The organism is Methylobacterium sp. GXS13 (assembly GCF_001455965.1).
In the GTDB taxonomy this organism is placed as follows: domain Bacteria; phylum Pseudomonadota; class Alphaproteobacteria; order Rhizobiales; family Beijerinckiaceae; genus Methylobacterium.
The window spans coordinates 1-20,254 of the sequence record NZ_LKKO01000027.1; the positions used below are offsets into that span (position 1 = coordinate 1).

Genomic DNA, 20,254 nt, shown 5'->3' on the forward strand with positions numbered 1-20,254 from the left:
ATGTCGCCCGAGTACGTCCGCCCCTACGTCAAGGCGCAGAAGAACGACGACCGCGATGCCGAGGCGATCGCCGAGGCCGCCACGCGCCCGACCATGCGCTTCGTGGCCTTGAAGGCGCAGGAGCAACACGACATGCAGAGCCTGCACCGGGTCCGGTCGCGGCTGGTCGGCATGCGCACCATGCTCATGAACCAGTTGCGCGCGATCCTGTTGGAGCGCGGTCTCGCCTTCCCCCAGGGCCGCCGCAAGTTCGAGACGACGGTCGCCATTCTCGTGAGGGCTCCCCAGGCGCAGATTGGCCCGCGTATCCAGCTCTCGTCGCCGAGTTCCGTGGGGAGTGGGCAAGGCTCGACGGCCGCATCGACGCGCTCGACCGGGCGTCCGTGGCGCATGTCCGCGCCGACGAGGCGGCATGTCGCCTGGTGTCGATCCCCGGCGTCGGGCCGATGACGGCCACGGCCCTGCGCGCGGCCGTCGACGACGGAAACGCCTTCACGTCCGCGCGCGACCTGCCGGCCTGGCTTGGCCTCGTGTCCCGACAGCATACGACCGGCGGCAAGTCGAAGCTGCTCGGCATCAGCAAGCGGGGCAACACCTATCTGCGCAACCTCTTCATCCATGGGGCGTGCGGCCCTGGCCTCGCTGTCGAAGGCCGAGGACGCGACCGGACGGTGGCTGCACGGACTTCTGGCGCGAGCCCACTACAACGTCGTGGTCGTCGCGCTGGCAGCCAAGCTCGCGCGGATCGCCTGGGCGACGCTGCGCAAACAAGTGAGCTTCGAGGGGCGGCCGGAGCCGGCCCTCGCATAGGGCATCAAAAGAGGTTGACCTGAGGCGGAGCACGATCGCTCGGCGCGGGTCCACGAGGTCTGCGGAAGGACAGTGAAGATGGCCTGACGGTGGAGCGGCGTTCCGGAAGCCTGGCAAAAAAGCGGCCCCCGAGGCCGAATTGCTTATGAGGCCCGGGACGTGCGGCTCTCCATCTTGGCGGCGGCCACCGTGCCGATATGCCGGATACGTTTGTGCAGCCAGGTCACACGCACCTTCATCGACGACCTTGCAAACGGGGCGGGCCATACGTTTTAAGCAGACGGTTTTCCAGGACGAGATCAGCCACGACCTCTTTGAGCGTCCCCGTCTCGCGGCGCAGATCGCGCATCTCATCCGTGGTGGCCGCACGAGACATGTCGCCGGACAGGCGCTTCTCGCCAGCCTCTAGGAACTCCTTGGACCAGCCGTAGTCCATCGAGGCGGCGATCCCCTCACGTCGGCACAATTCGGCGATGCTGTCCTCGCCACGCAAGCTTTCCAGCATCACACGGATCTTCTCCTCGGACGAGAACTGCCGACTTGTGGCCCGACGGATGTCTTGGATCACCGCTTCTGCCGGCTTCTTGGCCGGTCCGGATGCCTGCTTCATCTTCGCCCCTCAGGGGCTACGATGAACCAGCCATCCTTCGCTCGTGAAGACCCTCAATCTGTCCCACAGGTGCTGACGTGGGACACGGGGTCTAAGCGCTCTTCGACCTGCTCACCGTCACCCTGGTTGCCAGCGGCACCCTCGTGCTCGGCGGTCCGCGTGGCCGCTCCGGCAAGCCGGTGACGTACTAGCGCGTCCGCCTGGTGGGGCTAACCGCGCGGCGCTCGGGGCCCTATCTCAGAAAGGCAGCGATATGGACTGCGCTGCCGAAAGGATTCCCCTCGTGCTCTTTCTACGGATCCTGGCCGCCGCCCTGTCGATCGGCCTCGCAGATGCGGCGCAGGCCCAGACCGTGCTGGTCCCATCCGGCGACTCGGCGATCACCCAGCCCGGCGGCACCGAGGGGCGGGGCGCGCGTCACAACATCCGCGAGGCCGTCCGGAACGGCGACGTGGTCGGCGTCCCGCCAGGCGCGCGCGGATCCGACGTCGAGACGCGGTTGCTCCATCACCACCGTGCCCGCCCGCACCGGGCCGAATAGTCGTCCGGTGTGGGCGGACGGCCCTTGATTTTGCCGGGAGGTCCGGCAATCGAAGGTTAGAAGCGGGATCGGTCCGCGCCGGAGCCCGCCTCGTGTCTCGTCCGGCGCTTGTTCCCAGCAACATCGAGACGACCTCGCACGTCCAGCCGAAGCACGCCTTCGAGTTTTGGCGAGCCACCGCGCTGGCGCCCTTCGGCGATATCAGGAACGTGCATCCCCGCGACGCGTTCCGGGCCAAGCGCCTCGTCGTGTCGGGGGCGGGCTGGGGCCTGATCCATACGGTTAGCAGCCCGGTCGGCCTGACCATCGGGCCCCGCCAGCTCGACCGGAACGGTCCCGAGACGGTGGTGATCGGCGTGGGCCTCGACGGGATCGGCTATCAGCAGCAGGGCGAGCGCGGCGGCCGCCTCGGGGCCGGCGACATCAGCTTCCTGTCGCGCCACCGGCCCCTCGTAGCCGGCACCCAGAGCGACTACGCCGAGATCCGGCTGGCCCTGCCGCGCACCACCTTCGAGGCCTGGATCGGCCCGGTCGACGCCTTTGCGGGCCGCTGCATCGTCGGCGATCCGGCGCTCGCCGAGTTCAAGGCCGCGCTAAGGAGGTTCGCCGCCACCGCCGCCTGGATGTCGCAGGACGAGGCGCAGGCGGCGTTTGAGGGCTTGCTGCACCTGCTGGGCAACCGCGTCCGGGATCCGGAAGCGCGGCCGGGCTACCTGCTATCCTGCGAGGCGGTGGCTTCCGTTGCCTGGGCTTATATCGTGCGCCGGCTACACGATCCGCGCCTCGGGCCGGCGGAGATCCAGGCGGCGCTCGGCATCTCCCGCACCCAGCTATACCGGGCTTTCGCGGGCACCGGCGGCGTCGCGGCCGCGCTCCGCGACACCCGCCTCGATCTTGCCCATCGCCGCCTAGCGACGCCGCGCGCCGATGGGATGCTGATTGCCACGATCGTATATGCCTGCGGTTTCACCGACGTCCCGAGTTTCAACCGTGCGTTCCGCCAGCGCTTTGGCTTGTCGCCGCGCGAGCTACGCGCTGGCTCGGGCATCCCTATTTGAGGCGTTAGGCAGCGCCTGCGATGAGTGCCTTCTCCTCGGTTTCGTGCGTCTTCCGCGGAACGCCACCGAACTTGTTGTGCCAGTACTGAAGCCCCGCTAAGACCTGCACGCCGTTGAGAGCGTTAGCGATCAGCTTCCCGGCACTGAGGACCAGGTTGCTCTGCGAGACGAACTTCAACTTTGTGTTGTTCTTGGTGCAGTATCCGTAGCGTCCGTTGAGCAGGACGACGGTGTTAAAGCTAGTTAGGGACAGCGGCAGCCCGGCCTTGAACGGTCTCGGACGGCCGGGTTTTGTACGATGACCTGCTCCATTCGTGTCGAGGTTGCGCGATACGCCGGCGATGACGCCAGCTAGGTCAATATGGATCCGCGATCCTTTCTCCTACACCAAGCCGGGCCCGTGAAAGGGTACCGCGTCAGCTGCGCAGCTGGGCAGCCGCTGACTAGTGCCCGGTGCAACGATTTTTTTTGTCGCTCCATCTCACGGACGTCGGCCGCCATCCGGCACAGCAGGACATTAATGTCGATATAGCACTTCAACAGCAAATATTCCCGCTCGTTTTACTGACATTACCCTGAACTAATCAATATTTGAATGAACCTCTGAACAGTTACAGTTTATATATTGGAGTCTAGATAAGCTGTATTGACGCGTGTAACCCTCATATGTTTACTTCTTGACGAGTTCGAACAGATATTGAAAATCCAGCGAGATCCGCGAGCCGGGGATCTTGCGAACGCCACGATCGGCACCTCCGCCGCGGTGTGACCGCGCGGACGGCTTGAGCAATTATGTGTTGTTAGCAAAGTGCTGGCGCATTCTGCGTCAAAGTCATCGAAAAATACTGTACATTAGGATCCATATATTCGTACTTTGTGAACCAATTGTGATTTTAATAGCTTACAATTAATTTATTTACTCACGATGGATGATGCTACTCTCATGATATGCGTAAATCTCACGACTATGAGCCTTGAGGTCTGGCGATGAACATCTCAACGATTGTCGACGTCAAGCGGCCGACCTCACTCGACGAGGTCCAGGGCTGGCATGACGGATGTTCGTGGCTCGCCGGCGGCACCTGGCTGTTCTCCGAGCCGCAGGTAGCGGTCAACACGTTGATCGATCTCGAGCGGCTGGGCTGGGCACCGCTGACGGTGACCGACTCCGGGCTTGAGATCGCCGCGACCTGTCGGATCGTGGAGGTGCACGACTTCGCCGGGCCGGCGGACTGGCGGGCGGTGCCGTTGTTCCGGCACTGCATCGACGCGTTCCTGATGTCGTTCAAGATCTGGAACGCCGCCACCATCGGCGGCAACCTCTGCATGTCGCTGCCCGCCGGCGCGATGATCTCGCTGACGGCGGCGCTCGAAGGCGTTTGCACGCTGTGGCCGCGGGACGGCGCGCCGCGCATGGTCCCGGTGGCCGAATTCGTCACCGGCAACCACGCGAACGTGCTGCAGCCGGGCGAATTGCTGCGCAGCATCCACCTACCCGCCACCGCTTTGGCGAAGCGGACGGCTATGCGGCAGGTCTCGCTGACCAAGTTCGGGCGCTCGGCTGCGCTGATCATCGGCACGCTCGGCCAGGACGGCACCGACTTCCTGCTGACGGTGACGGCGGCGACGCCCCGGCCGGTGCAGCTGCGCTTCCCCGCCTGCCCATCCGCCAACGACCTGCGCGCCGCCCTCGACGCGCGCCTGCCGCCGGAGGCCTACTTCGCCGACGTCCACGGCTCGGCTCCGTACAAGCGTCACGTCACGCAATACCTCGCTGAACAGATCCGGACGGAGCTCGCGTGACCCAGTATTCGATCAACGGCCGCGACTACGCCGCCGAACCCGCCCCCGGCCAGTGCCTGCGGACCTTCCTGCGCGACCTCGACGTGTTCGGCGTCAAGAAGGGCTGCGACGCCGGCGATTGCGGCGCCTGCACTGTCCATATCGACGGAAAGCCGTTCCATTCCTGCCTGGTCCCGGCGTTCCGGGCCGAGGGCCGCGCGGTCACCACCCTCGAGGGTCTGTCCGGATGCGGTAACGACCTGCATCCCATGCAGCAGGCCTTCCGGGACGCGCAGGCGTTCCAATGCGGCTACTGCACCGCCGGCATGATCATGACCGCGGTGACGCTGACCGATGCGCAGAAGGCCGACTTGCCGCACGCCCTGAAGGGCAATTTGTGCCGCTGCACCGGTTACCGCTCGATCAACGACGCGCTGCATGGCCGCTGCAACATCGAGGCGGACCTGCCCGGCCGGGCGCTCGGCGCCAGCCTGCCCAACCCGTTCACGGATTCCATCCTCACCGGCAAAGCCCGCTACACCATGGATGTTGCAGTCGAGGGCCTGCTGCACCTGAAGGTGCTGCGCTCGCCCCACGCCCATGCACGCATCGTGGCGATCGACGATGCCGCCGCCCGGGCTTTGCCCGGGGTGGTCGCCGTCTATACTTGGCAGGACGTGCCGAAGCGCCGGTTCAGTTCGGCCCTGCACGAGGACCATTTGGTCGATCCCGACGACATCCTGTTGCTCGACAACGTCGCGCGCTTCGCCGGCCAGCGGGTCGTGGCCGTGGTCGCCGAGACCCAGGCGGCGGCCGAGGCGGGATGCCGGGCCGTGCGGGTCGAGTACGAGATCCTGCCGGCGGTGTTCGATCCGGTCGCCGCCATGCAGCCCGGCGCGCCGCTGCTGCACCACAAGGATCAGGTTACCGGGGACAGTAACATCTTCTGCACGCTCCAGGGCGAGATCGGCGACGTGGCCACCGGCTTCGCCGAGGCCGACGTGATCCACGAGCAGACCTACTCGACCACCCGGGTCCAGCACACGCATCTGGAGACGCACGGCTCGATCGCGTGGCAGGGCGAGGACCAGCGCTGGCACGTCCGTACCAGTTCGCAGGCGCCGTTCGCGGTCCGGCAGAAGCTCGCCTACCTGATGGGTATCCCGCACCGGGACATCCACGTGTTCACCGAGCGGGTCGGCGGTGGCTTCGGCGGCAAGCAGGAGATGGTCTCGGAAGACCTCGTCCTGTTCGCCACGATGAAGCTCGGGCGCCCGGTGAAGTGGGAATGGACCCGGGAGGAGGAGTTCATCGGCGCCACGACGCGGCATCCAATGACCACTCGGGTGAAGATCGGCGCCCGCCGCGACGGCACGCTGACGGCGCTCGACGTGGAAGTGGTCTCCAACACCGGGGCCTATGGCGGCCATGGCGGCGAGACCCTGGGGGCCGCGATGGCCAGCCCGATCGCGGCGTATCGCTGCCTCAACAAGAAGGGTATCGGCCACGCCGTCTACACCAACATGGTGCCCGCCGGAGGCTTTCGCGGCTACGGCGCCTCGCAGACCACCTTCGCGATCGAATGCGCGATCGACGCCCTGGCCCGCCAGCTCGGCATAGATCCGTTCGCGATGCGGCGTTTGAACGTCGTGCAGCCCGGCGACAACATCGAGTCGATCTGGAAGGAGCCGAGCGACGCCAGCTTCGGCAGCTACGGCATCGGCGAGTGCCTCGACATCGTCGAGCGCGAGCTCGAAAAGGGCAACGGCGTCGCCAAGCCCGAGGGCGCGGACTGGGCCGAGGGTACCGGCGTGGCGCTCGCCATGCTGGAATGCGGGCCGCCGACCGAGCATCGCTCCGGCGCCGCAATGCACCTGCGCCCGGACGGGACCTACCATCTCGCCTGCGGCTCGACCGAGATGGGCAACGGCATCACCACGGCGCACAAGCAGATCGCGGCCGCGATCCTGGGCGCGCGCGCCGACGATGTCGCGATCATCAACGCCGACACCGACCGCACCCCCTACGACACCGGCACGTTCGCCAGCACCGGCACCGTGGTCGGCGGCAAGGCGGTCCACCTGGCCGCAGAGGCCATGGCTGAAGACATCCTCGACTTCGCCAGCCGGCTCACCGGGGTGCCTGTGGAGCAGTGCCGACTCGATACGGATGGCGGCGTGGTCTGCGGCAACCGGCGCCTGACCCTTACCCAGCTCCACGCCGAGGGCACCAAGGTCGACCACCGGTTCATGGTCAGCCGGAAGTCCTATCTGTCGCCGCGCACCATCGCGTTCAATGTACAAGGTGTCCGCTTGGCAGTGCACCGGGTGACCGGCGAGATCCGGATCCTGCACAGCGTCCACGCCGCCGATATCGGCAAGGCGATCAACCCAATGCAGTGTCGGGGCCAGCTCGATGGCGCCGTCGGCATGGGCTACGGCTGGGCGCTGGTCGAGACCATGGTGCACGATGGCGACGGCCGCATGGTCAACCCGCAATTGCGAAATTGCCGGATCCCGACTTTCGCGGACACGCCCCACACCGACATCTTCTTCGCCGACACGGTCGACAAGATCGGCCCGCTCGGGGCCAAGTCGCAGGGCGAATGCGGCATCAACCCGGTGGCCCCGGCCGTCTCGAACGCGCTGGCCGACGCCACCGGGGTGCGGTTCGCCCATCTGCCGTTCACCCCCGACCGCCTGTTCGAAAAGCTTGCCGGCGCATGAGCACGTCAGCGGCGAGCGTCAGCATCGTCACCCAGACGACCGTCCGGCCGGAGAGCGCCGACGCCTTCGCCCGGTGGCAGGGCGACACCAGCACGGTGGTGGCGACGTTTCCGGGCTTCATCGAGCAGCGGCTGATGCCTCCGCACCCGCCGCTGCAGGTCGATTGGGTGATCCTGCAGCGCTTCGACAGCCTGGACCATGCCCGGCGCTGGCTGGGCTCGCCGGAGCGGCAATCCCGCATTGAGGGCGCTGCCCCGATGCTGGTCGGCCGCGACGACGTCCACATCGTCACCGACGATGCCAGCGCGGCCCGTACCGCGCCGGTCTCGGCGGTGATCAGCACCCGGGTGAAGCCCGGGATGGAGGCCGAATATCTTCGCTGGGAGCGGAAGGTCGCGGCCGCCCAGTCGCGCGCGCGCGGCCTGCAGGGCTACCGGCTTGAGCCGGCCGTGCCAGGAGTCCAGGAGGATTTTGTCGCGATCCTGCGGTTCGACAGCGACGCCAACCTGCAAGCCTGGCTGAACTCTCCGGAGCGCCAGGCCCTGGTCGAAGAAGCGGCGCCGCTGACTGCAGAATTCCACGCCCGGATGGTCCAGAGCGGCTTTGAGCAATGGTTCCGGAATGCCACGCCGGAGGGCGTCCCGTCGCCGCCGGCGTGGAAGATGAACATGATCGTCCTCCTGACGCTGTACCCGACGGTGTTCCTCTGGGGATTGCTGATTGGCACGCCGTTCCTGGCTGGGACTCTCAAGCTGGATTTCCCCCTGGCGCTGTTCATCGGCAACGTCGTCAGCGTGCTGATCACCGCGCGCCTCGTGCCGTTCGCCGCCCAGAAGCTTGGCTGGTGGTTGGCGCCCGCCGGGGACGAGCAGGCCGCCGTCGACCTGAAGGGCGCGGGCCTGCTGGCTGCAGCCTATGCGGTGATGATCCTGGTCTTCTGGAAAGTGCTGTGACGAACCCAATCGGACGGATCGCTCAGGTACGACCTACCGGCCCGGCGGGGAGAGGCCCGATGCGCATGGGCCTTCCCGGGACGGGTTTCCTTGTCGCAGCGTCCGTGCTGCTCGGCATCGGCGCTGCCCGGTCAGATACCGAGGCGGGCACGCCCGCGCAGACACGGGTCGCCCAAGCCCTCAACCAAACGCTCAACACGACGCAATGGGCCTCGACCGGGCCGAACCGGCAGGAAGCCGGGGTTCCGGTCGCCGCCGCGACCGTGATGGCCGCCCCGCCGCCGTCGTTCTTCTCGTTCTCCGACACGGTGGTCAGCTACCGCTTCCAGGGACCGTCCGCGGAGCCCGGCATCTTCCGAGAACGCCCCGGCGGCCGCAGGGAGCCTGTTGAGGTGCCCAAGAACGTGGTCAACCTGTTCCACGCCAATTCCTGGGCCTACGGCACCAACCTGATCTCCCTCGATCTTCTGCGATCGGGCTCACAGGACCCGGCGGGTGACAAGGCGAACACGGACAAGGGCTTCGGCGCGACCGAGGTCTACCTGATTTACCGGGGCGTTTTGAGTCCGAACAAGATCTTCGACACCGACGTCTTCGCCATCCCGGGTCTTGTGAAGGATATCGGGCTATCGTTCGGGGCCGACATCAACACCAAGGACACGACCTTTGATTCCGAGAAGCGCGCCGGCACCTTCGGGGTCAGCTTCGCGTTTGACGTGCCGGCCGGGTTCGTGAACCTAAAGATCCAGGGTTACAAGGAGTTCTCCCGCAACGGTCTCGCCGGAAGCCCCATCCAACGAGATCAGAAACCGGGCTTCGATTACTCACATTTCCGCAGCGTCGAGTACAAGATGACGCCGGAATTCGAGCTGACCTACACTATCCCACTGGCATTCACTGGCCTGCCCCTGGCACTGGCCGGCTTCAACACCCTGATCCTGCCTAAGGGACGCTACGGCTTCACCAATGATAACCAAACGCAGGTTGAATTCGTCTCGCAGACCAACCTGGTCCTCGATATTGGCCAGTTGCTCGACAACGCGCCCAACCGCGTGGAGGTCTTCGCGGGGTTCCAATACTGGCACAACAAGTTCGGCGGCGATCCGCGGAAGACACTTAACACCGAGGAAAAGGCGCTGATCGCCGGCATCGCCTACCACCTCAAGTAAGAATGCCCGCCGGAGTTCTGGAGCTTACGATGGCACTCAGACGCTACCAATCGTCACCCGATAGGGCGCACAGCAGTCCATCTTAATATCGTCAACATCTCATTGTCGCAAATTTGTTTCTCCCCGATCTCCTACCAAACAAAACTGCCTGAAACAGGATCAAAGCGCCCGGCTTTCGTTCCCTTCTGCTTCTTCGCCCGGTTCTTCGGCTGGCGGCAATGACGCGTTAGTGCTTTTTCGCATGACCCTTTATTCAACGTCAAATCAACGGATCGTTGTGTTGACGGGTGAGGTGTCGCCCGACCTACCCGGCGATGGCGCGTCTGCCCCAGCGCCGCTCAGCCTGAAGGTACTGGGCATCCTCCGCCTAGTGCAATGACGCGGACGGAGGATTCACGCACACGGTGAGACCTGCGAGTCTGTGCGATGGCTCAGACGGTATGCGTACTCTTCGATGCGACCGGCGCGGCACGGCTGGCTGCGATCGCCAGCGACCGCTCCCGTCCGCTCAAGCATACCCAGCGCGCCCGCATCGGCTTACTCTCGGCCGAGCGCCTGAGCGTCCAAGATGTGGCCCGGCGGGCGGGCGTCAGCCGCCCGGCCGTGTGGCGCTGGCAGCGGCGCTACGCCGAGGCGGGCGCTGAAGGTCTGCTGCGTGACAAGACGCGTCCGCCCGGGACACCACCCCATTCGACCGAGACGGTCGCCGAGGTGCTGGCGCTGACCGGCTCGGAGCCGCCGGGCGAGGTCACGCACTGGACCGGCCGGGCCGTGGCCCACGCTGTCGAGATCTCGTTGCGCGCCGTGCAGCGGATCTGGGACGCTCACCGCCTCCAGCCGCACCGCCTGCGCACGTTCAAGCGCTCGCGCGATCCCGCCTTCGCCGCCAAGGTCGAGTATGTGGTCGGCCTGTACATGGATCCGCCGGCCCATGCGGTGGTGCTGTCCCTCGATGAGAAGGGCCAGATCCAGGTGCTGGAGCGAACCCGCCCCGACCGTCCGCTCGCCTCCGGCCATCCCGCCGCCCAGACCCACGACTACACCCGTCACGGCACCACGACGCTGTTTGCCGCCCTCGACGTCCTGGCGGGTACCGGGCTCGGCCGCTGCATGCAGCGCCACCGGAACGGTGAGTTCGTCCGGTTCCTCGACGCCGTCGAGGCCACCGTCCCGCCCGGCAAGGCGATCCACGCGATCCTCGACAACGTCGCCACCCACAAGCATCCGAAGGTACGCGCCTGGCTCGCCCGGCATCGGCGCTGGACGTTCCACTTCACCCCGACCTCGGGCTTCGTGGCTCAACGCGGTCGAGGGCTTCTTCTCAGCACTCACCCGGCGTCGGTTGCGGCGAGGCTCATTCACCGGCGTCGTCGACCTGCAGGCGACGCTCAAACGCTACATCGCCGACCACAACCGGAGCGCCAAACCCTTCGTCTGGACCAAGCCGGCTACCGACATCCTCGCCGCCGTCAGCCGCTCCCATGAACCATCCGTCTGAGTCAGTGCACTAGGGGGACGCGAAGCTGTCCACCACCGTTGGGGGGCATCGCCGGCGTGTGCTTGGTCTGGACGGGACTCGGCGGCGCCTTGGTTATCAATGCCTTCGACGGTGCGACACACGATCCCGGGCAACTCGGCTGGCGATGGCCTACGATTGGGTTGGGTGGGTTCGGTTGGTCCGCTTTCACTCTGTTCCATCAATGATGCAGACGTTGCCATCGCGCTCGCTCACATCTGTTGGCAGATATAAGCAAAGTCCATTTTCTACAAAAGTTGTTGTCTGCGGTAACAGTCACTTACCTATGGTTGCATAGTTCGAGGTGTGATTTTGTCGCATATAGGACTATCATAGTTTAACAGATATTTAGATTTCATTTGAGATCCTCGGTGTCAAGATTTGACACCAGTCAGCGGCTGATAGGCCGCAGAGCACGTGCCTAGTGGGACACCAATGCTGTTCGACCGCTCTGCTGCCGCCAAGCTCGCCGCACTCGATCGGTCGCAGGCGGTCATCGAGTTCAAGCTCGACGGCACGATCTTAGGTGCCAACGCCAATTTCCTTGCTGCTGTCGGGTATAGACTCGATGAAATCAAGGGACGGCACCATGCCCTCTTCTTGGATCCAGCCGAACGCGATGGGGCAGAATACAAGCAGTTTTGGGCGGACTTGGGTGCCGGCAAGTTCCAGCAGGCCGAATACAAGCGTGTTGCCAAGGGCGGGCGGGAGATCTGGATCCAGGCGACTTACAACCCGATCCTGAATGCGGCGGGTCAACCGATCCGGATCGTCAAGTTCGCCACGGACATCACAGCGCAGAAGCTGCGCAACGCCGATTTCGAGGGCAAGGTGGCCGCCCTCGATGTCTCGCAGGCCGTCATCGAGTTCGCCCTCGACGGCACGATCCTCGACGCCAACGCGAACTTCCTCGCAGTTGTGGGTTACGATGTCGCCGAAATCCGCGGCTTGCACCATCGCATCTTCGTGGAGCCCGCCGAGCGAGAGAGCGCGGCATACCGAGATTTCTGGACAACCCTCGGCAGCGGCGCTTTCCAGCAGGGTGAGTACCGGCGCGTCGGCAAGGACGGACGCGAGATCTGGCTGCAGGCCACCTACAATCCGGTCCGCGATCCCTCGGGCCGGCCGATGAAGGTCGTGAAATTCGCAAGCGACATCACTGCCGACAAGCTGCAGTCGATTGATTTCGCCGGCAAGATCGCAGCGATCGACAAGGCGCAGGCGGTGATCGAGTTCGCGCCCGACGGCACGATCTTGACCGCCAACGCTAACTTCCTGACCGCTGTAGGCTACACGCTGCCAGAGATTGCCGGCCGGCACCATCGTTTGTTCGTCGAGCCCGGCGAGCGCGAGAGTGCTGCATATCGCAGTTTCTGGGACCATCTGGGCAACGGGGCTTATCAAGCGGGCGAGTACCAGCGCGTCGGCAAGGACGGACGCGAGATCTGGCTGCAAGCCACCTACAACCCCATCCTCGATCCAATGACGGGCAGGCCCCTCAAGATCGTCAAGTTCGCCACTGACATAACTGCCGACGTAGCGCGCCGTCGACAGTTTCAGCTGCTCTCGCTCGTGGCCGACGAGACCGATAACTCTGTAGTCATCACCGATGGGCAGGGCCGCATCGAATACGTCAACCCGGGCTTCGAGCGTATGACCGGCTACACGGCTGCCGAGGTAACCGGCCGCAAGCCAGGGGATCTGCTCCAGGGACCAGCAACGAGTGCAGCGACGCGCGCATTGATCCGCGAGCGTCTGACACGGCATGAGCCGTTCTACGATGAAATCCTGAATTATACCAAGGCGGGCAAGCCCTACTGGATCTCTTTGGCCATCAACCCGGTCCGCGGCCGATCCGGCCAGATTGAACGATTTATCTCGATCCAGGCGAACGTTACGCAGACCAAACAGGCTTCCGTGCAGCGCGGCATCCAACTCGACGCAATCAGCACCTCCAATGCAATCTGCGAGTGGTCGCTGTCTGGACAGCTTCTGGCTGCCAATGGTTACCTGCGCGGGCTCGGTGTCATGCTGGAAAACGGAAAGGCGCACGCAGAGGCTTTGATTTCGCAACCGGATCGCGAACGCCTCCAGTCCGGCCATCAGGTGCACTGCGAGATCCAATGGTCGTCGCAAGATGGCTTCGGCGTGTGGCTCGACGCAATCCTCTCGGTCCTTCCCGATGTGGAAGGCCGTCCTGAGAAAATTTTGATGTGCGCGGTCGATATAACTCCTCGCAAGCGCACCATGGAGCAAACGCACGCGGCTCTCGCAGATGTGCTCGCCTCCTCCAGGAAGATCAACGAAATTACCAGTTCTATTGCGGCGATCGCCGGCCAAACCAATCTGCTCGCCTTGAACGCGACGATTGAGGCCGCGCGTGCGGGCGAGGCAGGACGGGGGTTCGCCGTTGTCGCGCAGGAGGTGAAGGCGCTGGCAGGCCGCTCGTCGACTGCCTCAGGCGACATTGCCGGCCTCGTGTCCGAGAGCCGAACCCGGATTGAGGTTCTCGCTCAGTCTTTGACTGCGCTTGGCACAAAGGCGGCGTAAGCGGAACGCAAGCTGGGGCTGCGATTGCTAGCATCATCTTGATCTATAGCAATATGTATCTGTCTTCGGGCCGGTTCTTCGACCAATTCCGGGTAAAACCGACCAAACAGGGCATGTTTCATAACCGATTCATGAATTTTGCCTGACCTAATGCTACAACGAACGAGGCAGAAATGGAACGCCTGTTCTCAGATCAAAAGCCAAAGTTCGGTTGTAGCCTGGGCCATGTGAAAACGTGCTCATCTGATAGGGCAAATTCCGATCTCGAAGGTCGGGATGAAGCGCTTCATCGCAGGTGAGGACCGTCAGCAGATCACGCTGCTTCCCGATTGCCTGGACGACTATATCACCGGCGACAATCCGGTTCGCCTCGTCGAAGTGTTCGCCGATGGGCTCGATCTGACAACGCTTCCCTTCGCGGGCGCCGTGCCGGAGGCAACGGGCCGTCCTGCCTACCATCCGGCGACCCTGCTCAAGATCTATCTCTACGGCTACCTCAACCGCGTCCCATCGAGCCGGCGCCTCGAACGCGAGAGCCAGCGCAACATTGAGCCGATCTGGCTGACCGGTCGGCTGATGCCCGACTTCAAGACGCTGGCCGACTTCCGCAAGGACAACGGTCCGGCAATCCAGGCCGCCTGCGCACAGTTCGTGGTGCTTTGCCCTCGGCTGAACCTGTTCAGCAACGCCGTCGTCGCCATCGACGGCAGCAAGTTCAAGGCGGTCAATAACCGCGACACGAACTTCAGCACCGCCAAGGTCGAGGCGCGCTTGGCGCAGGTCGAGGCGAGCATCGGCCGTTATCTTGCGACGCTGGACCGGGCCGACCGCGAGCCGAACGACATCGCCGAGGCGCGCACGACGCGGCTCAGGCAGAAGATCGCGGGCCTGCGCGAGTAGATGCAGGTTCTCCGGGCGCGAGGCCGGCAGGTCGAGGCCGCAGTTGACGGCCAGGTCTCGCTGACCGATCCCGATGCGCGCTCCATGGCGACCCGCGGCAAGGGCACCGGCATGGTCGGCTACAACGTCCAGGCGGCCGTGGATGCCGAGCATCACCTGATCGTGGCACATGACGTGACCAACTTCGGGAGCGACCGGGCGCAACTCGCGCCGATGGGGCTTCTGGCGCAGGCGGCGACGGGGTACGACACGCTCACGGTGCTGGCCGACCGGGGCTACCTCAACGGCGAGCAGGTCCCGGCCTTCGAAAACACAGGCGTGCTGCCCTGCGTGCCAAAGACCCTGACCTCGGGCCATGCCAAGCGTGGCCGCTTCACGGGCCAGGACTTCGTCTACGACGCCGAACAGGATCACTACACCTGTCCCGCCGGCCAGCACCTGACCAAGGGGCCGGCCCGGTCCGATCGCCGGGCCGAGGGCGACGAGATGGACCACTACCGCAACCTGACGGCCTGTCTCGATTGCGCGCTCAAGCCCCGCTGCACGCCGGCGGAGACGCGCCGTGTCAAACGCTGGGTGCACGCGGGCGTCCACGACGGGATGCAGGCGCGGCTCAACCGGATGCCGGACGCGATGAAGATCCCTCGCCAGACCGTCGAGTACCCATTCGGCACACTAAAGGCCTGGATGGGAGCGACCCACTTCCTGACCCGGACCTTGGCCAAGCTCAGAACAGAGATGAGCCTGCAGGTTCTGGCCTACAACATGAAGCGGATGATCCAGATCTTTGGGGTCGGTCCGCTGATGGCGGCGCTCCGGGCCTCAAGGCCACCCCTCTGCTCTGCGACACTCTCAGGACCTTCGCCTTGAACCTGAGGGATCTGCGTTCTCACACGGCCTCGACCCTGATCCGACCTTGCCGGACAGTCGACAAATGTCGGCTTTCGGGAAACTCCGTTGGTTGCCCGCATAGCCGACTTGGGTCGGTAGCAGGTTGTCCGCTTTTCCGGCAGCCTTGGTCCGAAGCGGACCGGAGGCTTTCGGCTCGATACAGTCGGCCGCTCAACGCGCGGGAGCGGAGTTAACTATCCGTCGGATGCAGGAACAGTGCAGAACCTGGTTCGATGAAACTGCCTATTCTACTATGGTTTGCGGCATCACGTATGGCGCCATAGCAGCCTCGGCGATGAATGCGCTCCGTTCCAGGCGGACACCTACCTGAGCGCGCCAGCCGTGGTCTCTACAAACGTGATGCAGCGACGCCGGGCCGGGGCATCCTCGATCGTCTCAAAGGCCTGGATGAGCTTCATGATCTCTGTGAGGCGTTCGGTGCGCTCGCTTGCCCGAAGAGCGGGCTGAGTGAAAGTCTCGACCGGGACGCCTATGGCGCTGGCGATCTCGGTGAGGCGGGCCGTGTTGTCGGTCATATCCAGAATTGATTGTGCGCGATCGTTCTCGCTTAAGTAACGCTTGTCGACTGCAATCGGCTGGTGTCAAACTGCTTAGCTGCGCGTTCGAGGTGTGCGTTCGCACAAGCATCTAAACTCAGCAGCAAAACACCTTAGAGATTAAAACCTTCTGGACGGCGATAATCGGGCAACACCATATATCATCATTTGTACAACTTATAATTTGAGATATTTTCATAATTGCTTGCTGTTCCGCTAAATTCTGCACAAGATAGTCGATAATAACGATAGTTCAAACGTAACGCTGCATTATGAATCTAATCATTTTTAGTATAATAAGCATTACATAATCATAAATAGGCAAACTTGCCCATAGGCGGCAATTAGAAACATGCCAGCTTCCATGAGGTTATCTCTAAAGACTGCGACGCCCATCCCTGGCACCTCGTAACGGCAGCCTTACACGTTGCTTGATTTACCTCAGTTCAGTTACGTGCTATCTACAGTTGTGATGAAACCAAGAAGGGTGTAGAAGAATGCGAACATCGGACGGCGCGGGCCTCGATCCATGGCGCGACGAGTTGCAAGCCGTCCTCGAGGACGCAGATGCGGTCGGTCGCTGGCAGGTCGACGTTCGTAAGAACCTTGTGACCGGCGACGCCATGATCGCCTTCCTGTTCGGCTTCACCCCAATGTTTGCCGAGGAGGGCATCCCGTTCGACACGTTCAACGCCGGCGTACACCCGGATGATCGCGCGCACGTCATGGAGCAAATCTGGCGATGCGCAGCCGACGGGGGGTGGTTCATCGCAGAGCATCGCGTCTGCTCGGCGGACGGTCAAACACGTCGGATCCTGGCTCGGGGAAAATTCGAAAAAAATGAAACCGGTACCGTGGTCTCGGGCCGCGGCATCGTGGTGGACATCACACACAGCGAGGAGGGGGACGGGCCCCTTGTGATGACGAGTGTGGATCAGGCCACGATGCCGCTGGAACGCGCGACGGACCTCATTTTAGCTGGTTACAGGTCACTTCAGGAGGCTGAAGAGCCACAGGCCTTGGCGTTGGCGGACACGCTACTGAAGGAGCTCGGTCGCAGCCTCGCCCGGGCGGAAGTGCGCGCTCGTCTCGCTCGTTTGCATTGACGGGTCTCCATCGTGTCGAGGTGCGGCTGCTGCGGCGATAGAAGTCACGTCTATCCCCGATCAGTATTGGCGGCGACGACTTAACCCCATTCGACTTAATGGGCGCTGCTGCCTGTAGATATCTAGGCCCACCCGGTCCCCATGGGCGGGCCTTGCTCGTTCCGGTTTCGACTTTTGGGCCGCTCCACGGCACCATAGCGCGTCCGCGCACGGATACCCATCGGCCCGGCCAAGCCCTCCCCCCCAGACTGGATCCGACCGGTAAGCCTCATAGGGACACCGGACGGCGGCCTGCTTCGTGATCGGGGAGGGCAGCCCGCTCCCATTCGAGACAACTGCTCGATTGCCTGGGCAGCTACATCGTCATAGCTTGCCCTCTTCAATCCCAGCATCGCTAACTGGCACTACCGACTGGCATCCCGATCCGGGACCCTACTGGAGGATGCCGTTGAGGCCCGGCTAACGACGCTTTGGCATCCTGTAACTCGGCCACATGCGTACTTGGCCCATCGCCGTGGGGAACGGCGCCGAGCCCCGCCAGCCCGTGATCAGATCGGGCGGCGGGACCGAGCAAGTTGTCCGCCATCGTAGGGTGCAGTCATGCTTGTAAATCGAGAGCGAGTGCTGCCAGACGACGCTTTGGATCGGTTGGCGCGCGAGTTGTACGCCGAAGTACGGCTCCAGTCCCCGCAGAAGCCGCTGGAAAGGCTTAAGGGCAATCTCGGCGATGATGTAGGCACCAATCTCCTTGCGTGGCTGTTCGACGCCTACGACGACGCTCTTGCAGAGGATTAGCGACGGAACAGGTATCGCTTAATCGACCTCAATCGCCACGTCCACGCTATCCAGCGGGGCAATCGGGGTGCTCTTCATTAAGACCTGTATCATCTCGGATCAATCTTCAACCATCATGACAGGCGGCTCCCCCACTGACCTGACCGGTATTTTTTTGGACCGAGCCAAATGACAGGCTCCTGCATGGTCGCGGCCATGGGTAGCCGGAAGGCCAGCCCCGGGTAGCTGACGGGGGCGGGGGGCCGATAGCCCAGCGACGAATGCGGTCGGACGCAATTGTACCTGGTTTGCCATAGACCGATCACGGTCTGCGCCTCCTTCAGCGAGCAGAAGATCTCCTGGCGTAGGCACTCGTCGCGCAGCTTGCCGTTGAAGCTCTCGCAGTTACCATTCTCCCACGGCGATCCGGGAGCGATGTACTGGATCTGCGAGCCGGCTTTGGTGGCCCATTTGCGCAACGCCTTCGAGATCATTTCCGGGCCCTTGTCGCAGCGGATGTTCTCCGGGATGCCGTGCAGGCACATGGCGTCGGCCAGCGCCTCGATCACGCCCACGCTGTTGATGCGTCGCGCCACCCTCAGCGTCGGGTAAGCTCGGCTATGATCGTCGATCAGCGTCAGGACCCGAAGCGAGCATCCGTCGCAGCTCCGAGCCTGGATGAAATCGAAGCTCCAGATGTGGTTGCGATGGAGCGGGCGCAGCCGCACGCAGGATCCATCGTTCAGCCATAGGCTTCTGCGCGGTCGGTACTTCTGCGGGACCTCGAGCCCCTCACGACGCCAGATCCGCTGGCCCGGATCCTTGCCCACCTGCCACCCCGCTGCCTGCAGCAGCGCGCGCGGTGATGCGGCGGTAGCCGTAGCGTCCGTACTCGGACGCCAGGGCGATGATGGCACGGGTCAGCGCATCCTCGTCGGCCGGCAACGTGGAAACGTAGCGCTGCGTACCCCGATGCTGGCCGACGATCCGCTCAGGGGCTACGAGTTTCCCGAGGCGACGTCCGCCAGCACCTGCTTTTCCAAAGACAGATCCGCCACCAGGCGGCGAAGCAGAGCGTTATCACGCTCCAGATCCTTCATCTTCCTAGCCTGATCGACCTTCAGACCGCCATACTCCTTACGCCAGCGGTAAGAGTTCTGTTCAGAGACATCTACCCCCTTACAGGCGACGGCGATACTCTTGCCTTGTGCCATCTGTACCTCAATCTGGCGCAGCATCAGCACGACCTGCTCTGCGCTCGGCCTCTGTCCTCGCTTCATCCCCAGCTCCTCCGGTCCAAACTGATCCTCTCAATCAGTCCGGTCCAAAGCCAGCCGGTCAGGTCACACCAACCATCAAATCTGAGCCACCCGCCCCCGCGCTTGCACCCACGCCCCGGATCGCCGACAGCTTCGGCTCTCGCAACGGAACCGGGGATCACCCGCGTTGAACGTCCTGTCGATCCAGTCCCACGTCGCCTACGGCCATGTCGGCAATGCGTCGGCGGTGTTCCCAATGCAGCGGCTCGGGGTCGAGGTCTGGCCAGTCCACACAGTGCAGTTCTCCAACCACACCGGCTACGGGGCGTGGCGCGGCCCGGTCTTCGAAGCGGCGATGATCCGCGAGGTGGTGCGGGGCATCGGTGAGCGTGGGGTGTTTCCCGCATGCGACGCGGTACTGTCGGGCTATATGGGCTCGGCCGAGATCGGGACAGCGATCCTGGACGCGGTGGCCTCCGTGCGGGCAGCCAACCCCCAGGCTCTCTATTGCTGCGATCCGGTGATCGGCGACGTCGCGGAGGGCGTCTACGTGCGTCCGGGGATCGAGGCGTTTTTACGCGAGCAGGCCGTGCCGGCAGCCGACATCCTCACCCCCAACCAGTTCGAGCTCGATCGGCTCACCGGCCTGCCAAGCCGCACCCGGACCGAGGCCGGGGCGGCGATCGCGGCGCTTCAGGCCCGGGGGCCCCGGGTGGTGCTGGTCACCTCGACGCTCTGCGCGGACACGCCGGCCGACCGCATCGACCTGGGGGGGGGGGCGGGGGGGCAACTGTTCCGGGTCCGCACCCCGCGGCTTGCCATCGCGGTTAACGGTGCGGGCGACTGCATCGCGGCCATGTTCCTGGTTCACTACGCCCGTACCGGTTCGGCCGCCGCAGCGCTGGGCGCCGCCGCCGCCTCGGTCTACGGCCTCTTGAAGCGCACCGCAGCGGCCGGCTCCCGGGAGATCCTCACCGTGGCCGCGCAGGACGAGTATGTGAACCCAAGTGAGACGTTTGCGGTGGAGGCGGTATGAGGGGCCAAGATCAAGC

11 protein-coding genes and 5 pseudogenes are annotated in these 20,254 nt (G+C 64.0%); 13 read left to right on the plus strand and 3 right to left on the minus strand.

Features of this window, described 5'->3' with window-relative positions; translation table 11 throughout:
- Positions 1-810: pseudogene (locus AO398_RS09990) on the plus strand (IS110 family transposase); the annotation flags it as partial.
- A gap of 271 nt (positions 811-1,081) precedes the next feature.
- On the opposite strand, the pseudogene AO398_RS09995 reads toward AO398_RS09990, so the two are convergent.
- A pseudogene (locus AO398_RS09995) lies at positions 1,082-1,420 on the minus strand (transposase); the annotation flags it as partial.
- A 283-nt stretch (positions 1,421-1,703) separates the two neighbouring features.
- Here AO398_RS09995 and AO398_RS10000 point away from each other — a divergent pair.
- The 9 genes and pseudogenes from AO398_RS10000 to AO398_RS10040 all read left to right on the plus strand — a co-directional run bounded on the left by AO398_RS10000 (position 1,704) and on the right by AO398_RS10040 (position 15,485).
- On the plus strand, positions 1,704-1,961 hold the full coding sequence (locus AO398_RS10000; RefSeq protein WP_058191914.1) for a hypothetical protein: 258 nt from the start codon (positions 1,704-1,706) through the stop codon (positions 1,959-1,961).
- 92 nt (positions 1,962-2,053) lie between these two features.
- Positions 2,054-3,019, plus strand: a complete 966-nt coding sequence (locus AO398_RS10005) for a helix-turn-helix domain-containing protein (RefSeq protein ID WP_058191915.1) — start codon at positions 2,054-2,056, stop codon at positions 3,017-3,019.
- Positions 3,020-4,006: 987 nt separating this feature from the next.
- The gene (locus tag AO398_RS10010) at positions 4,007-4,822 is read left to right on the plus strand and encodes an FAD binding domain-containing protein (RefSeq protein WP_058191916.1); all 816 of its coding nucleotides are present in this window, start codon (positions 4,007-4,009) and stop codon (positions 4,820-4,822) included.
- Positions 4,819-7,527, plus strand: a complete 2,709-nt coding sequence (locus AO398_RS10015) for a molybdopterin cofactor-binding domain-containing protein (RefSeq protein ID WP_058191917.1) — start codon at positions 4,819-4,821, stop codon at positions 7,525-7,527. The genes AO398_RS10010 and AO398_RS10015 overlap by 4 nt, the downstream gene beginning before the upstream one ends.
- Positions 7,524-8,480: an antibiotic biosynthesis monooxygenase gene (locus AO398_RS10020; RefSeq protein WP_058191918.1), complete on the plus strand. Its 957-nt coding sequence runs from the start codon at positions 7,524-7,526 to the stop codon at positions 8,478-8,480. The genes AO398_RS10015 and AO398_RS10020 overlap by 4 nt, the downstream gene beginning before the upstream one ends.
- 104 nt (positions 8,481-8,584) lie before the next feature.
- Entirely contained in the window at positions 8,585-9,649 is a 1,065-nt protein-coding gene (locus tag AO398_RS10025; protein ID WP_244498720.1) for a hypothetical protein, read from the plus strand.
- A gap of 426 nt (positions 9,650-10,075) precedes the next feature.
- A pseudogene (locus tag AO398_RS10030) lies at positions 10,076-11,147 on the plus strand (IS630 family transposase).
- Between the two features lie 453 nt (positions 11,148-11,600).
- Entirely contained in the window at positions 11,601-13,715 is a 2,115-nt protein-coding gene (locus tag AO398_RS29340; RefSeq protein ID WP_058191919.1) for a PAS domain S-box protein, read from the plus strand.
- 276 nt (positions 13,716-13,991) lie between these two features.
- A pseudogene (locus AO398_RS10040) lies at positions 13,992-15,485 on the plus strand (IS1182 family transposase).
- A gap of 344 nt (positions 15,486-15,829) precedes the next feature.
- Here the strand turns inward: AO398_RS10040 and AO398_RS10045 are convergent.
- On the minus strand, positions 15,830-16,042 hold the full coding sequence (locus AO398_RS10045; protein ID WP_058191920.1) for a hypothetical protein: 213 nt from the start codon (positions 16,040-16,042) through the stop codon (positions 15,830-15,832).
- Between the two features lie 518 nt (positions 16,043-16,560).
- Here AO398_RS10045 and AO398_RS10050 point away from each other — a divergent pair.
- On the plus strand, positions 16,561-17,169 hold the full coding sequence (locus AO398_RS10050; RefSeq protein ID WP_058191921.1) for a PAS domain-containing protein: 609 nt from the start codon (positions 16,561-16,563) through the stop codon (positions 17,167-17,169).
- A 621-nt stretch (positions 17,170-17,790) separates the two neighbouring features.
- A complete protein-coding gene (locus tag AO398_RS28805) occupies positions 17,791-17,964 on the plus strand; it encodes a hypothetical protein (RefSeq protein WP_160329324.1) in 174 nt (57 codons plus the stop codon).
- 179 nt (positions 17,965-18,143) lie between these two features.
- Here AO398_RS28805 and AO398_RS10055 read toward each other — a convergent pair.
- Positions 18,144-19,223: pseudogene (locus AO398_RS10055) on the minus strand (IS3 family transposase); the annotation flags it as partial.
- 166 nt (positions 19,224-19,389) lie between these two features.
- Here AO398_RS10055 and pdxY point away from each other — a divergent pair.
- Positions 19,390-20,238 (plus strand): pyridoxal kinase PdxY, encoded by an 849-nt coding sequence (gene pdxY / locus AO398_RS10065; protein WP_058191923.1) that lies wholly within the window; start codon positions 19,390-19,392, stop codon positions 20,236-20,238.
- Positions 20,239-20,254 lie beyond the last annotated feature (16 nt).